The 15,418-nt window shown below is 61.9% G+C and carries 12 protein-coding genes and 1 riboswitch; of the genes, 11 read left to right on the forward strand and 1 reads right to left on the reverse strand.

Features of this window, described 5'->3' with window-relative positions; genetic code table 11:
* Positions 1-42 precede the first annotated feature (42 nt).
* The 3 genes from soxB (at position 43) to BUA38_RS11140 (ending at position 5,403) form a co-directional block, all read left to right on the forward strand.
* Positions 43-1,782, forward strand: a complete 1,740-nt coding sequence (soxB, locus tag BUA38_RS11130) for a thiosulfohydrolase SoxB (protein ID WP_072817974.1) — start codon at positions 43-45, stop codon at positions 1,780-1,782.
* Between the two features lie 83 nt (positions 1,783-1,865).
* Entirely contained in the window at positions 1,866-2,906 is a 1,041-nt protein-coding gene (locus tag BUA38_RS11135; protein ID WP_072817975.1) for an MBL fold metallo-hydrolase, read from the forward strand.
* Between the two features lie 79 nt (positions 2,907-2,985).
* Positions 2,986-3,185: riboswitch (cobalamin riboswitch) on the forward strand.
* 112 nt (positions 3,186-3,297) lie between these two features.
* Positions 3,298-5,403 carry a TonB-dependent receptor plug domain-containing protein gene (locus BUA38_RS11140; protein ID WP_072817976.1) on the forward strand — a complete coding sequence of 702 codons (2,106 nt, stop codon included), beginning with the start codon at positions 3,298-3,300 and terminating at the stop codon, positions 5,401-5,403.
* Between the two features lie 30 nt (positions 5,404-5,433).
* On the opposite strand, the gene BUA38_RS11145 is transcribed toward BUA38_RS11140, so the two are convergent.
* Positions 5,434-6,360, reverse strand: a complete 927-nt coding sequence (locus BUA38_RS11145; RefSeq protein WP_072817977.1) for a cobalamin-binding protein — start codon at positions 6,358-6,360, stop codon at positions 5,434-5,436.
* A 147-nt stretch (positions 6,361-6,507) separates the two neighbouring features.
* Here BUA38_RS11145 and BUA38_RS11150 point away from each other — a divergent pair, with 147 nt between their 5' ends.
* From BUA38_RS11150 to BUA38_RS11185, 8 genes are all read left to right on the forward strand, one after another.
* Positions 6,508-7,086, forward strand: a complete 579-nt coding sequence (locus tag BUA38_RS11150) for a hypothetical protein (RefSeq protein WP_072826025.1) — start codon at positions 6,508-6,510, stop codon at positions 7,084-7,086.
* Positions 7,087-7,233: 147 nt separating this feature from the next.
* Positions 7,234-8,484 (forward strand): MFS transporter, encoded by a 1,251-nt coding sequence (locus BUA38_RS11155; RefSeq protein ID WP_072817978.1) that lies wholly within the window; start codon positions 7,234-7,236, stop codon positions 8,482-8,484.
* Between the two features lie 267 nt (positions 8,485-8,751).
* Positions 8,752-9,426: an ABC transporter ATP-binding protein gene (locus tag BUA38_RS11160; RefSeq protein ID WP_244553236.1), complete on the forward strand. Its 675-nt coding sequence runs from the start codon at positions 8,752-8,754 to the stop codon at positions 9,424-9,426.
* Positions 9,423-11,882 carry an FtsX-like permease family protein gene (locus BUA38_RS11165; protein ID WP_072817979.1) on the forward strand — a complete coding sequence of 820 codons (2,460 nt, stop codon included), beginning with the start codon at positions 9,423-9,425 and terminating at the stop codon, positions 11,880-11,882. The genes BUA38_RS11160 and BUA38_RS11165 overlap by 4 nt, the downstream gene beginning before the upstream one ends.
* Positions 11,872-12,954 (forward strand): lipocalin-like domain-containing protein, encoded by a 1,083-nt coding sequence (locus tag BUA38_RS11170; protein WP_072817980.1) that lies wholly within the window; start codon positions 11,872-11,874, stop codon positions 12,952-12,954. Before BUA38_RS11165 ends, BUA38_RS11170 begins: the two co-directional genes overlap by 11 nt.
* 33 nt (positions 12,955-12,987) lie before the next feature.
* A complete protein-coding gene (locus tag BUA38_RS11175) occupies positions 12,988-13,380 on the forward strand; it encodes an MAPEG family protein (RefSeq protein ID WP_072817981.1) in 393 nt (130 codons plus the stop codon).
* Positions 13,381-13,573: 193 nt separating this feature from the next.
* Positions 13,574-14,128, forward strand: coding sequence for a DUF962 domain-containing protein (locus BUA38_RS11180; protein WP_072817982.1), 555 nt, complete (start codon positions 13,574-13,576; stop codon positions 14,126-14,128).
* 137 nt (positions 14,129-14,265) lie between these two features.
* A complete protein-coding gene (locus BUA38_RS11185) occupies positions 14,266-15,276 on the forward strand; it encodes an NAD-dependent epimerase/dehydratase family protein (protein WP_072817983.1) in 1,011 nt (336 codons plus the stop codon).
* The last annotated feature ends 142 nt before the right edge of the window (positions 15,277-15,418 follow it).

The raw sequence follows: 15,418 nt of genomic DNA on the forward strand, positions 1-15,418 counted from the left end.
TGTTAGAGTCAGACCACTAGTAAGGATAGCGCGACGCCCACCATGACCCTCCGCCGCCGGGATATTCTCAAACTCACAGGCGCCGCCGCGCTTTCCGGCAGCTTGCCGCGCCTCGCGCGCAGCGCCGAGCCCGGCGTCTATGATCTCGAGCGGTTCGGCAACGCCCGCATTCTGCACATCACCGACACGCATGCGCAGCTGTTGCCCGGTTACTTTCGCGAACCGAGCGTCAATCTCGGCCTTGGCGCGATGGCGGGCCAGCCGCCGCATCTCGTCGGCCGTGCTTTTCTCGACCACTTCGGCATCAAGCCCGAGAGTGCCGATGCCTACGCGTTCACCTCGCTGGAGTTCGAGAAGTCGGCGGCGCGCTTCGGCCGGCTCGGCGGTTTTGCGCATCTGAAGACCCTGGTCGACCGGTTTCGCAACGAGGCCGGCGCGCAGAATTCGATGCTGCTTGACGGTGGCGACGCCTGGCAAGGCACGGGGCTCGCCAACGCACTGCGCGGCGCCGACATGGTGGAGGCCTGCAATCTGCTCGGCGTTGAGGCGATGACCGGGCATTGGGAATTCACCTATGGCGAGGAAACGCTGCGCGGCAACCTCGAACGCTTCAAGGGCGAGTTTCTGGCCCAGAACGTCTTCCTGACCGAAGAAGCCGCCTTCAATGGCGCCAAGGCCTTCGATCCGGCTTCCGGCCGCGTGTTCAAGCCGGCAATGATCAAGCAAGTCGGCGATTATCGCGTTGCGGTGATCGGCCAGGCATTTCCCTACGTTCCGATCGCGCATCCGAAACGCCTGACGCCGGACTGGACTTTCGGCATTCGCGAACAGGAATTGCAAACACTTGTCGACGGCCTGCGCTCCAACGACAAGGCCGACGTGGTGCTGTTGCTGTCGCACAACGGCATGGACGTCGATCTGAAACTGGCGAGCCGCGTGCGCGGCCTCGACGTCATCCTCGGCGGCCACACGCATGACGCCATCCCGCGGCCGATCGCCGTGACCAACGCGAGCGGCAAGACGTTGGTCACCAATGCCGGCGCGAACGGCAAGTTTCTGGGCGTACTCGACCTCGATCTCGCCAAGGGCCGGGTGCAGGACGCACGCTACCGGCTGTTTCCGGTATTTTCGGAATTGCTGAAGCCTGATGCCGAAATGGCCGCGCTGATCGATAAAGTGCACAGCCCCCGTGTCGCGGCGTGGAGCGATAAAATCACGACCGCAACCCGCTTGCTCTATCGCCGCGACAATTTCACGGGCACCGTCGATCAACTGATCTGCGCTGCGCTTCGCCGCGAATTTGATGCCGAAATCTCGCTGTCGCCGGGCTTCCGCTGGGGCGCGACGTTCCTGCCGAACCAGCCTTTGACGATGGAAGACGTGCTGGCAGAAACGGCGATCACCTATCCGGAAACCTACGTTTCGCGGCTGACCGGCAGCGACATCAAGAACACGCTCGAAGACGTCTGCGACAATCTGTTCAATCCCGACCCCTATTATCAGCAGGGCGGCGACATGGTCCGCGTCGGCGGCCTCAGCTATACCTGCACGCCATCGGAAAAAGTCGGGCGCCGGATTTCCGATTTGAAACTCGACAATGGCCGGGCGATCGAACCCAGCAAGCGTTACAAGGTCGCCGGCTGGGCCGCGATCAACGCCCAGCAGGGGCTACCTGTGTGGGAGGTTGTTGCCAAACAGCTCGGGGCCGGCAAGCCATTTAACCCGCTCGCCGGCAATGTTGCGCTGCGGGGCGTGACCGGCAATCCCGGCATTGCAGAGTAGACAGCATTTCGCCGCATGGCACTGAGCTGTGCCTCAAGCCATGTCATGATACGATCGGGAATCGGTTCACGGATTTCACCACCATGATCTTTCGTCAGTTGTTCGACAGCGTATCCGGCACTTACAGCTACTTGCTGGCAAGCCGCGTCGGCGGCGAAGCCATGATCCTCGATCCCGTGCTGGAGCGGGTCGATCGCTATTGCCAATTGCTGCGCGAACTCGACCTCAAGCTGGTCAAGGCCGTCGATACCCACCTGCACGCCGACCATGTGACCGGCCTTGGCGAATTACGCGACCGCACCCATTGCATCACCATCATGGGCGAAGAGACCAAGGCCGACGTCGTGTCGATGCGGGTGTCGGATGGCGACAGGGTTACGATCGAAGGCCTCGCGCTGGATGTGATGTACACGCCGGGCCACACCGACGATTCATACAGCTATTTGATGGGCGATCGTGTCTTCACCGGCGATACGCTACTGATCCGCGGCACCGGCCGCACCGACTTCCAGAACGGCAGCGCGCGGGCGCAATACGAGTCGATTTTCAACCGGCTGCTGAAACTTCCCGAGGAAACGCTGGTGTTTCCCGCCCACGATTACAAAGGCGACACCGTCTCCACCATCGGCGAGGAGAAGCGCTACAATCCGCGGCTCCAGGTGCGTTCGGTCGACGAATATGTCGAGCTGATGAACAATCTGAAGCTGCCCAATCCGAAAATGATGGATGTCGCCGTACCCGCCAACATCCGGGTCGGATTGCATCAGGACGACCTAGCCAAGCAAGGACTTTCATTTTCGGCCATCGAGGCGATCCAGAGCCTCGGACGGCCCGATATTCTGCTGGTCGACCTGCGCGAGACCAGCGAGCGCGCCAAGCACGGCACTCTGCCCGGCGCGCTGCACGCGCCCTATCCCGGCATCGACGACAGCCTCAAGCCCGGCGGCATGCTGCGCGAAGTCGCGACCGCGACCGGCCGCCGCGTCGTGTTCTTCTGCGCCTATGGCGAGCGCTCGGCGATGGCGGTCAACGCTGCGAAGGAGGCGGGCCTCGCCAATGCGGCCCACATCGCCGGTGGCATCGACGCCTGGAAAAAGGCCGGCGGACCAGTCGCGACGGGCTAGAATCTCGGATAAAAATACCGCACCCGCCGCGCTAGTTCGCCCGACCACCCGCGACGGCATTGACTCGCCGCCAAGCGCCCTCCTAGATAGCCGGGACGGTTCCTCTTACGAGGATCAAGAGGGAATGCGGTGCGGAGAAAAATCTCCAATGCCGCGGCTGCCCCCGCAACTGTAAGCGATGAATCTTCCGTCAAATGCCACTGGGAATCTCGGTCCCGGGAAGGCGACGGAAGGTAACGACCCGCGAGCCAGGAGACCTGCCGTCAATCGTGGTCACACGCGAGGATGCCGGTCGGGGAGTACAGGCATTAGCTTCACTGGGCTGGGGGAAACAGCGTGGTGAGACTTCGTTCGCTGTGACGTGCCACTGACGTCATACCGAGGTCTAACTATGCCTTCCATCACCAAAGCCCGTACCCGGCGCGCCCTTTGGCTCGCCTCCACGGTGCTGATCCCATTATCTCCTTTTGCGCTCTCCGCCGCGCACGCCCAGCAATCGGCGTCGCCGGATCTTTTGCCGCCGGTCCAGGTCTCTCCGCCCAAGCGGGCCGAGACGGTTCAGCCTCCGGCGAAGCCCAAGCCGAGCCGACGTCAGGTTGCAGCCAAGCCAACGGCGCCAAAGCCGCCTGAACAGCCGGCCGCACCACAGCCGGGCGTTGCGACTTCGACAACAAACGTCGTCAGCCCGACCGGCATCGTGACGCCGATCAACCAGGTCGCGAACTCAGTAACGGTCATCACCGCGCAGGACATCGCGACCCAGCAATACCGCACCGTGCCCGACGCTCTGAATACCGTGCCGGGTTTGAATGTGGTGCAGAGTGGCGGGCTGGGTGGGCAAACTTCCGTCTTCATCCGCGGCACCAATTCGAACCACACCAAGGTGCTGATCGACGGCATCGACGTCAGCGACGCCAGCACCGGTACGTTCGATTTCGCTCACCTTCTGACCGCCGACATGGCCCAGATCGAGGTGCTGCGCGGCCCGCAAAGCGGACTTTACGGCTCGGACGCGATCGGCGGCGTCATTTCGATCGTTACCCAGAAGGGCGAAGGGCCCGCGCGCTGGACCGCGATGAACGAGGCCGGATCGTTCGGCACGTTCAATCAGAGTGTTGGCGTCAGCGGATCGCAAGACAATTACAACTATGCCGCCAGCGTCTCGCACGTCCATGCCAGCGATGTCCCCGTGACGCCGTTGCAGTTGTTACCGCCCGGACAACAGGCAAATGGCAACAACTACGACAACATGACGTACTCGACCAAGACCGGCGTCAACTTGAGCGATTCGCTGACATGGAACTCGGTGTTGCGCTACAGCGAGTCGACACTCCTTTTCACCGGAAACAACACCCCGAACGCAGACTTCAGCGTCTTTTTTCCGGACGCAAAACAAAGCCAACAGACCATTCACGAATTTTTCGGACGCGAAGAGGCTGTGTGGTCGTTACTGGATGGCCGCATCAAGAATTACTTCGGCGTCAATTACACGAACTACTGGCATGCCGACATCACGGAGGGTTTCGACCCGACCGCGATCACGACGGGCAACCGGCTGAAATACGATTGGCACAGCGTGACCGAGGTTGCGACCGGCCAGAATCTCATCGTTGGCGCCGAACGGGAGAATTCGAATCTCGACACGTCAGACCTTTCGGCAAAGACCGGCAACAGCGCCGCCTTTGTCGAATGGCAATCGAATCTCGCCAAGCGTTTCTTTCTAACCGCCAATATTCGCGAGGACGACAACGACAACTTCGGCCAGCATATGACCTACCGGATCGCCCCGTCCGTGATCCTGCCCGTCACCGAAACCACCATCAAGGCGAGCTACGGCACCGGCTTCAAGGCGCCGACGCTCAGTGAACTTTTCGAGTTTTTTCCCGGGTTTTCCATTCCCAATCCAAACCTGAAGCCCGAGCAAAGCCGCGGCGCTGACATCGGCTTCGAGCAGCCTCTGTTCAACGATCGCATCCGGTTTGGATCGACCTATTTCAAGAACGACATCACGGACCTGATCTTTTTCGAGCCCATACCCGGCAGCTTCCTCGGCCAGAATGTCAATATTGGGCACGCGATCACCGAAGGCACCGAGAACTTCGTAACCTTCAATGTGATTGATCGTGTGAAGGTTCGCTCGGACTACACGTTCACGCGAACGGTCGACACCGATACCGGTTTGCAGCTGCTCCGCCGACCAAAGGAAAAGTTCAGCGTCACCGCGCTCTGGAATCCGATCGACCCACTCACGTTGTCGGCCACAGTCCTTCACGTGAGCGATTGGTCCGATATCGACCGCAATACAGGCGTGCCGGTCACTGCCCCGGGCTACACCATCGTCAACTTGCGCGCCGACTACGCGCTCAACGACCAACTCAAGGTGTTCGGCCGGATCGATAACGTCGCCAACGTTCACTACCAGAACCCGACCGGATTCCTGGCGCCGGGTCTCGGCGTGTTCGCCGGCATCCGCTTTGCAAGCTATGGCGTGAAATAACCACGCCCAGACAGTCGCGCGAGAAGAGGGTCAGACCAGACGCCGGAACGCGTTCGCTGGCCCTCTCCATTCGAACAGTTCGGGGTGAAGGAGGTGCGCCAACAGCTCCGTGCCTTCGATGACACGCGGTCCTGGACGTGCGAAATAGGAATTCGCGTCCACCGCATAAACACATCCGTTGCGCACCGCCGGAAGATCGTCCCAGCCGGGATAGGCCGTCAGCCGTTGCGCCTCCTTGAACGTCTTTTCCAGATCGAAGCCGCACGGCATGACGATCAACACTTCCGGCTTCCATTCAAGGACGTCGTCCCACCGTATGCGAACCGAATCGGCTCCCTCGCGTCCAAGCTTGTCGAGGCCGCCCGCCATGCGAACCATTTCCGGAACCCAATGACCGCAGCAATAAACCGGGTCCATCCATTCCATGCAAAAGACCCGGGGCCGCGAAACGAGCGCGCGTGTAACAGATTCGATCTTTGCAAGCCGAGCCTGCCCGTCCGCAATCAATGTTTCGGCCATTTCGGACCGACCCGTCGCCTCGCCAAGCTCGCGCAAATTGTCGAATATCTGCTCGAGCGATTTCGGCGTAAGCCACAAGACCTGCGGCTTGCTGGGCAGCGACGTCAGAAGCTGCGAGATTTCGTTGCCCGAGGGCGCGCAGACCTGGCAGAGGTCCTGGGTCAGGATCAGGTCGGGCGCGATGTCCTGCATCAGCGCCTCTTCCACCCGGTAGAGACTTTGGCCATCGCGCAATCGTTGCGTGACGGCGACATCGATCTCCGCCTGGCTCATGCTTTCGATCGGAAGGACATTACGAACGACGACCGGCTTGCCCATGATCTGAGGCGGGTAATCGCATTCGTGGGTAATGCCCAGCAATTGGTCGCTTAGACCCAGCGCACATGCCATCTCGGTCGCCGAGGGCAAGAATGAGACGATCCGTCGCGTTTCAGGCATCTTTAAGCCGCCGATGTAATCAGGGACGTTACAGTAGCACAGTCTTGCACGGTCTGAGCCCCTCTATCAGAAACGCGGCATTAACCGCCAATCAGGCTATTGCGGGTCTATGAAATCGATTAAGGTGACGGCCAAGGAGAAATGATCATGTCCCTCAGCCTGCTCTCGCCGTCGGCCAACGGCTTCCGGCTCGCGCCTGTCGAATCGCGCCATGCGCCGTTGTTCGGTTTCGCCTTGCTGGCGGTGTCTTGCGCGCTCGCAAGCTTTGCGCTCGCCTGCGCCACGCCATTTGCGGCCTTTGCGGTGATTGCCGCCGCGATGCTGCCGCTGCGGCCGGCGCTGCTCGTGGTCACCGGCGCATGGCTGGTCAATCAGGGCATCGGCTTCGGGGCCCTGCACTATCCGGTCGACGGCAATACGATGCTCTGGGGTGCGGTCATTGGCATCGCCGCCCTCGCTGCGACCGCAGCGTCGTCGGCGGTTCTGCGCGCGCTTCCTCAGAGCGGCACGCCGCTCGTCCTCGCGCTGGCCTTGATTGGCGGCTACGGCATCTATGAACTGGTGCTTCTGGCCGCCACGCCGTTCCTCGGCGGCGCCGGCGACTTTACGGCCGCCATCGTCGCGCAAATCGGACTTACAAACATCGCCTGGCTGATCGGGCTTGTGGCAGCTTGCGAGATTGTCCGGCTGATCAATCCCTCCAGGCGCGGCCATATGGCCTCTTAGCCGTCCGCGTCTGACATTCGCATCCCGTCTCAGCGGGCGCTTTGCGAATGTTAGAATCATAGCGGCGGGCTGCCATGCGGCCCCATTCATGGACAGGGTGCCGTCGGGGCCGATAGGTTCGCTTCCAAAAAGCGAGGAAGCCCCGAGATGGCCGATATCCTGGCCACGCCGCAACAAGCCACTGATCAGGCCATCAAGGACGAGCAGTTCCGCACGCTGGGCGCGATATCAGTCGCGCACTGGGTAAGCCATTTCCACATTTTCGTACTCCCGATGCTGTTTCCGTTCCTGAAACAGCAACTCGGCGTCGGCTATGTCGAGCTCGGCTTCGCGCTCACGGTCTTCGCCGTCAGCTCCGGCCTGACCCAGGCGCCGATCGGCTATCTCGCCGATCATCTCGGCGCGCGAAATATTCTACTGATAGGCCTGTGCCTCGGCGGCTGCTCGCTCATCGCGCTCGGCCTGCATCTGAGCTATCCATGGCTGATCGTCAACGCCGCGCTGCTGGGGCTCGCCAACAGCGTCTATCACCCCGCCAACTACGCCATCCTCTCGGCCCACATGAATGAAGCGCGCATGGGCCGTGCGTTTTCGATTCACGCCTTTGCCGGGTTTTTCGGCGGCGCGGTTGCGCCCGCCATCATCGCCGCCCTGGTTGCGGCGATCGGCGGCCATGGCGCGCTGATCGCAGCCGGCGCGGTCGGTCCCCTGGCCGCGTTGCTTCTGATGGCCGTCGGCATTCCCGATGCGAGCAGCGCCCGCCCCACCACAAGCGCCGCCGATGCTCCCAGGCAAAACGTCATCACGCCGGCGATCGTCGTTTTGATGATCTTCTTCTTGCTGCTCAGCATATCCAGCGCCGGGATATCCAATTTCGGCGTCGTGGCGCTGATGGGCGGATACGGCACGACTTTCTCTGTGGCTAATCTCGTGCTCACAACCTATCTCGGCGCGAGCGCGGCCGGCGTTCTCGCCGGCGGACTTCTCGCCGACCTGACCGAGCGCCACGGTCAGGTGGCCGCTGCCTGCTTTGCCGTCAATGCCGTCATCCTGCTGATCGTTGCCGCGTTGAATTTGCCGCAAGTGCTCTTGATCGGCGCGATGGGACTGGCCGGATTCCTCAGCGGCGTGATCGTCCCCTCGCGCGACATGATGGTCCGTAACGCCGCGCCAGCCGGCGCCGCCGGCCGGGTGTTCGGCATCGTCTCCACCGGCTTCAATATTGGCGGCATCATCAGCCCGCTGTTGTTTGGCTGGATCATGGATCGGAACCTGCCGCATTGGGTGTTCGGCGTGTCGGTCGTGTTCATGATGATGACCGTCATCCTGGCGCTTGCCACCGAGCGAAACCCGCAAGCCGGCAAGGCCGCAGAGCCCGTGACCGAAGCGCACCCCTGAGCCGCACGATCAGGTCGCCATCGCCCTCGGGGGCCGTGATCTCCACTTCAGGTATTGCTATGCTGCACGGCCACTGAAGGGGTATTTAGTGCGGCGAATTTGAAGTTCCTATCGGCTTCGCCGCGAGTCCAGTATAGGAACTTCAAATTCAAAGCCGCACTCAAGACAATAACTTGCTAGAGCTCCTTTGATTCCGAGGTTCGCATCAGAGGTCGCCACGATAGCTTGCGAACCTCGGAATCGGAGCTCCAGGATGCGTTGCTTCGCATGACCGCCGACAAAGAGATCGTGCTGAGCGTTCGCCACCTGACCAAGGCCTATTTCGCAGCCGGCGAAAAGGTCGACGTTCTCCGCGGCGTGAACTTGAGCATCGCCGCCGGCGAACGGGTCGCACTGACCGGCGAATCCGGCAGCGGCAAGAGCACGCTGCTGCATCTGATCGCAGGGCTCGACCGTGCCGACGGCGGCGAAATCGATTTTTCCGGCACGCCGATCACGAATCTCGGCGAGGCAGGCCTGGCGACGTTGCGGCGCGACCGTCTCGGCCTGGTCTTTCAGCAATTCAACCTGATCCCGAGCCTGAGCGTTCGGGATAATCTCGCGTTTCAATCCCGCATCGCCGGACGCCACGACGCGGCGTGGCTGGCGCAATTGGCTGAACGATTGGGCCTTGCCGGCTTTCTGGATCGCTATCCGGAGCAGCTTTCCGGCGGCCAGCAGCAGCGGGTCGCGATCGGCCGGGCGCTCGCGGTCAAACCGTCGCTCCTGCTCGCGGACGAGCCGACCGGAAATCTCGACGAAGCCACCGCAGACGAGGTGCTGGCGCTGACCCGGGACCTGGTCGCGCAGACCGGCTGCAGTCTCTTGATGGTGACGCATTCGACCCGGCTGGCCGCGACGCTCGACCGCCATATCCGTCTCAGCGCGGGATTGATCGCATGAGGCGGCCGCTGTGGATTCTCGCGGTGCTGCTCAGCCACTGGCGACGGCATCCGATGCAATTTGCGACACTGCTGATCGGTCTGATCTCGGCGATCGCGCTGTGGAGTGGCGTGCAGGCGCTGAACCAGCAGGCGCGTGCGAGTTACGATCGCGCGGCCGCCGCGCTTGGAGGTGCTCGCACCGCGATGCTGGTTGGCCGTAACGGCGCGACCTTCCCGCAAGCGCTTTTTGTCGAGCTCCGCCGCGCCGGCTGGCCGGTGTCGCCGGTTGTCGAGGGGCGAATCCAGATCGACGGCCGGACCTTCCGTCTGCTCGGCGTCGAACCTGTGACGCTCCCGGCAGAAGCCGGCAATACGCCCGCAATAGGTGGCGACTTGCAGGCCTTTGTCGCGCCGCCGGGCGAAACGAGGGTGGCGCACGAAACGCTCGGCGAACTCGGAGCCTCCGAAGGCGACACGCCGATAACGAGCAGCGACCTCAATTTGCCGCCGCTTCGCGTGTCCGCGCAATTGGCGCCCGGCGTGATGGTGGTCGATATCGGGATTGCGCAGCGGCTGCTCAAAATGCCCGATCAGATTTCACGCCTCTTGATCGGCAAAGCCCAGGGACCCCGCGCGGCGCTTGAAGCCGTCGCGGGCGATCGCTTGCGCCTGATCGAGCCTGAGGCGGAGACCGATCTCGAACGCCTCACCGACAGTTTCCACCTGAACCTGACCGCGTTCGGCCTGCTTTCGTTTTTCGTCGGCCTCTTCATCGTCAATTCGGCGATCGGACTGGCATTCGAGCAGCGACTGCCGATGTTGCGAACCTTGCGCGCCTGCGGCGTATCCGCAGCCCAGCTCAACACGGTGCTCGTGTTCGAGCTGGTTTTCCTCGCCCTCATCGCCGGGCTTCTGGGCATGGTCTGCGGCTATCTGATTGCGGCGGCGCTATTGCCCGATGTCGCCGCATCGCTGCGTGGCCTTTATGGAGCCCAGATCCCCGGCCATCTCTCGCTTCGACCGCAATGGTGGATCGCCGGTCTCCTGATCAGCGTGGCCGGCGCGATGCTCGCCGCAGCGCAAAGCCTGTGGAAGGCGAGCCACCTGCCGGTGCTCGCCGCCGCCCAGCCCCAGGCCTGGCATCAGGCGCAACGCCGATGGGTTGTCCTTCAGGGGATCGGTGCGCTCGCTGTGTTCGCCGTGGCGTTCGGATTTTTCTGGTTCGGCGACTCTCTCCTTGCGGGCTTTGCCGTGCTCGCAGCCATGCTGCTCGGCGCGGCACTCGTGCTGCCGTTGATTCTGGAATTGGTGCTGGGCGCGGGCCAGCGCCGCGCGCGCGGCGCGATCGCTTCCTGGTTCTGGGCCGACAGCCGCCAGCAGCTTTCCGGATTGTCGCTGGCGCTGATGGCGCTGTTGCTCGCGCTGTCCGTCAATGTGGGCGTCGGCACCATGGTCGAGAGCTTCAGCCGGACGTTTGTGAACTGGCTTGACGGCAGACTGGCTGCCGACGTCTACCTCAACGCATCGGATGATGCACAAGCGAAAGCCATCACGGCGTGGCTGCGCGAACGGCGCGACGTCAGCGCCATTCTCCCCGGCGGTCGCGCCGAGACGCAGCTTGCCGGAGCGCCGCTGGAAATTTTCGGTCTTCCGGATCACGCCACCTATCGCGAACACTGGCCGCTGTTGCGCGCTGCTGAAAATGCCTGGATACGCCTGCGGCCGGGCGATGCGGCTTTCGTCAGCGAGCAACTGGCGCTGCGACTCAAGCTTGCGATCGGCGATCATCTCGACGTGCCGACGCCGAGCGGAAACTGGCCGCTGGAAGTGGTCGGCATCTATGCCGATTACGGCAATCCCAAGGGACAGATCGCGGTCAACTTTGCCGCGCTGACCCGTTACTTCCCGAACATCCCGCTGACACGGATCGGCCTGCGCGCCGAGCCCGCGGCCGTGCCGGCGCTGATGTCGGCCTTGCGTGAGAAATTCAGTCTCGATGATCGTAACCTGATCGACCAGGCGACGCTGAAAGCAGAATCAAAACGCATCTTCGACCGGACCTTCGCGGTGACCGCGGCGTTGAACGCCTTCACGCTCGGCGTAGCCGGCATCGCATTGCTGACCAGCCTGCTCACGCTCGGCAACTCGCGCCTGCCGCAACTCGCGCCGCTATGGGCGATCGGGATCACCCGGCAAAGACTGGCAATGATCGAACTGCTCAAGACGATGTCGGTTGCGCTGATCACGGCGCTGCTGGCGCTGCCGTTGGGTCTGATGGTCGCCTGGTGCCTGATCGCGGTCGTCAATGTGAAGGCGTTCGGCTGGCGCCTGCCGTTTCACGTCTTCCCGCTGCAACTGGCCGAACTTCTGCTTGTCGCGATGGCGGCATCGCTGGTAGCCGCCGCCATCCCCGTGCTCAAGCTTGCGCGGTTGCAGCCGGCCGTCTTGATCAAGGTTTTCGCCGATGAGCGGTAGTGTCTCCCGGCGGACCTTTGTAGGCGGCGCGCTGCTCTTGGCGCTGAAGCAAGGCACGGCGCAAGCGCAGGGCTTTGCCGGGCTCGGCATGAGCGGCGAAGGGTTCGCGCCGGTCGTCGCGGGGAAGAAGCTCGTCTTTCCCGGCGATCACGGCCCGCATCCGGACTTCCGCATCGAATGGTGGTACGTCACCGCCAACCTCGTTGATGCCGCCGGCGCCGCCTATGGCGCGCAGTGGACGTTGTTCCGACAGGCGATGGCGCCGGGTCCGCAAGCGGAAGGCTGGGCCAATCAGCAAATCTGGATGGCGCACGCCGCGGTGACGCGCGCCGATATCCACCGTTTCAGCGAGACGTTTGCCCGCGGCGGCGTTGGGCAGGCGGGCGTTGAAGCCACGCCCTTCCATGCCTGGATCGATGCCTGGCAAATACGTGGCCGTGAGGGAATGAACAGCGACGCGATGTCGCCGCTCGAACTCAACGCCGAAGGCGCGGATTTCGCTTACGCGCTGCGTCTCGAAGCGGATCATGCGTTGGTGTTGCAGGGCGAGGACGGCTACAGCGTCAAATCCGAACAGGGACAGGCGTCCTATTACTACAGTCAGCCTTACTTCAAGGCCGCCGGCCGCATTACCATCGACGGCGCGCCGGTTAAGGTCACGGGCAAAGCCTGGCTCGACCGCGAATGGAGCAGCCAGCCGCTGGCCGCAGATCAGACCGGGTGGGACTGGCTGTCGCTGCATTTCGGTAGCGATGAAAAGCTGATGCTGTTTCGGCTGCGCGAGACGAACGGGCGTCACTTCATTTCCGGCAAATGGTTTTCGGCGGACGGCAATGGACGGACGATCGCATTTTCCGACATCGTCATGACGCCAAAAGCCTGGACCGATGTCGCAGGACGCCGCATTCCGACGGGCTGGGACATTGCGATCCCGCCGCTCTCGCTGGCGATTTCGTGTGCGCCCTTGAATCCAAAATGCTGGATGGGGACGCGCTTTCCCTATTGGGAGGGGCCGATCCGGTTTTCCGGCAGTCACAGCGGGGTTGGTTATCTGGAAATGACCGGCTACTGAAGACCACTCCAGACCCCCAAAAGGGAGCTCCCGATGTTTCATCTGACGGCCTTCGTCACCTGCCTTGCGGTCCTGATGTATTTCTTTTTCAGCTTTCAGGTCGGCAAGGCGCGCCAAACCTATGGTGTCAAGGCGCCAGCAATCATCGGCGATCCGGACTTCGAGCGCGTGTTTCGCGCCCATATGAATACGCTTGAGTGGATGCCGATTTTCCTCCCGGCGCTCTGGTTGTTTGCGCTCTATATCAGCGACGCGATAGCGGCAGGGCTCGGCGTCGTCTGGATTGTCGGCCGCATTCTTTACATGACCGGCTACGCGAAAGCCGCCAACAAACGCAGTCAGGGTTTCATGATCCAGTCCATTGCCGCAATCATTCTGTGGGCCGGCGCGACAGGCGCCATCCTGTGGCGCCTGATCCACCCATGAAACGAAACGTCGCATGGCGGTATTTGTGACTTGTTACAAAACGAAAAAATGCCGCAGGTTCTGAGCCTTGCCCACTATTTGACTTCGGGCAGGTCCCAAGTTTAAGTAGCCCCATCGCAGCAGGCCGCCCCGCCTCGTTTCCAAAGTCAGCCCTTTACGTATTTTTGCGCGAAGGTTGTAGCGAGCCCCAGCCATGAATGCCTTTTTCAAGCGCCAGCTTGCCGATTACGTGGAATATCATCGCAACCCCTGGAATGGTGCGATGCATGTGCTCGGTATTTTGACATTGTTCTTTGCCGCTATTCTTCCTCTCAACCTCGTGCCCGTACAGGTTTTGGGCGTGCAAACGACGCTCGCACCTATCCTGGCGCTGCCGGTACTGATTTATTGGCTGCTGCTCGATGTCGCACTTGGAGCGGCCATTCTCGGCTTTGCCGTCGCCCTGTTCGCCGCCGCGACCTTCGTCGTGCATCATGCGAGCACCGCCATGGTGTGGTCGATCACATTGCCCCTGATCGCCGTCGGCATCGCTTTCCAGGTTATCGGACATCGGGTTTTCGAACAGCGCCAGCCGGCCCTGGTCGACAATCCCTCGCATTTCCTGCTGGGGCCGATGTTCGTGACGGCCAAGCTGTTCATCGCGCTCGGGCTCCGGCGCGATCTGGCGGCCATTATCCAGACCGATCCACAGAACCAGCCCTCATCCTTTACCGAGGAACATCAGGTCGGACCGCTGCCACGTTCATGACCAGTGCCGCCCATTTGAAATTCCTGCGTCGCAAGCTGCAAATTCCGTTCAGGAATTTCGAAAAGGAAAGCGGCACTGGAATAATAGTCTTGCTGGTGCCCATGACTTTTCGAAGTTCGTGAAAGGTGGGCGCTGCGATGGAGCACGAACTTCGAAAAGCGGGCACCAGGGTACTCGTCACTGGCGGTACTGGCTTCATAGGGCAGCACCTTGTGTCGGCGCTGGTCGCGCGCGAGCACAAGGTGCGGGTCCTCGATCAACGGCCGCCCATCTGCGCACTCCCCGACGTCGAATATGTGTCGGGCTCAGTGCTGGACTCGGCGCTGGTGGATGACACGCTGCGCGATATCGACGAGGTCTATCACCTCGCCGGCCTTCCGGGTATGTGGCTACCCGAGAAGAGCGATTTCCATGCGGTGAATTTTCAGGGTACGGAAGTTGTCATTACAGCCGCACGCAAGCGTGGCGTCGCGCGCTTTTTGCATTGCTCGACCGAATCCATTCTGTTCCGACCGCCCTCTCTGAAGGCGGCCTCCGACGAGCGCAGCCTGCTGCCGCCGGAGCAAATGCCGGGCGTCTATACCCGCTCGAAAATGCTGGCCGAACAATTCGCCGCACAAGCGGCGGCCGCGGGATTTCCGCTCGTCATCGGCACGCCGACCATGCCGATCGGGCCACATGACCACAACCTGACGCCGCCTACCGCGATGCTCCGGCAATTCCTGCACGGGCGGGTGCAGATGTATCTCGACTTCATCGTGAACCTTGTCGACGTGCGCGATGTCGCCGCCGGTCTTGTGCTCGCGATGGAACGCGGCCAGGTCGGCCACCGCTACATCCTCGGTGGCGAAAGCATTTCGCTGAAGAAGATTCTAAAACTGATGTCGACGATCAGCGGACACCACTCGATCGCCATTCCGGTCCCCGGCAAGATCGCGGAAGCCGCCGCAGCGATGCTGGAATTCATGGCGGACCACGTGACGCACCGCCCACCCTCCGGCACTGCCGAGGGCGTGCGGATCGCACTGCGGGCGACCGAATTATCGATCGAAAAAGCGAAGAATGAACTCGGCTATGCGCCGCGGCCGGTCGAGCCGGCGCTGCGCGATACGATTGCCTATCTGCTCAGCAAGCCGACGGCGTCTTGATGCCGTAAGCCATTCCTTCATCTCCTCTTTTTCGTGATTTGCCAGCTTCTTCCGATCGGGAATATAAGCTCGGCGTGGCGACTCTGACGTTCCTTTTGGTGCCCGCTGCGAATTCAGAGTCAAAGCCACGCCAGAATTAGAT

The sequence above is a fragment of the Bradyrhizobium erythrophlei genome (assembly GCF_900142985.1).
Classification (GTDB): Bacteria; Pseudomonadota; Alphaproteobacteria; order Rhizobiales; family Xanthobacteraceae; genus Bradyrhizobium; species Bradyrhizobium erythrophlei_B.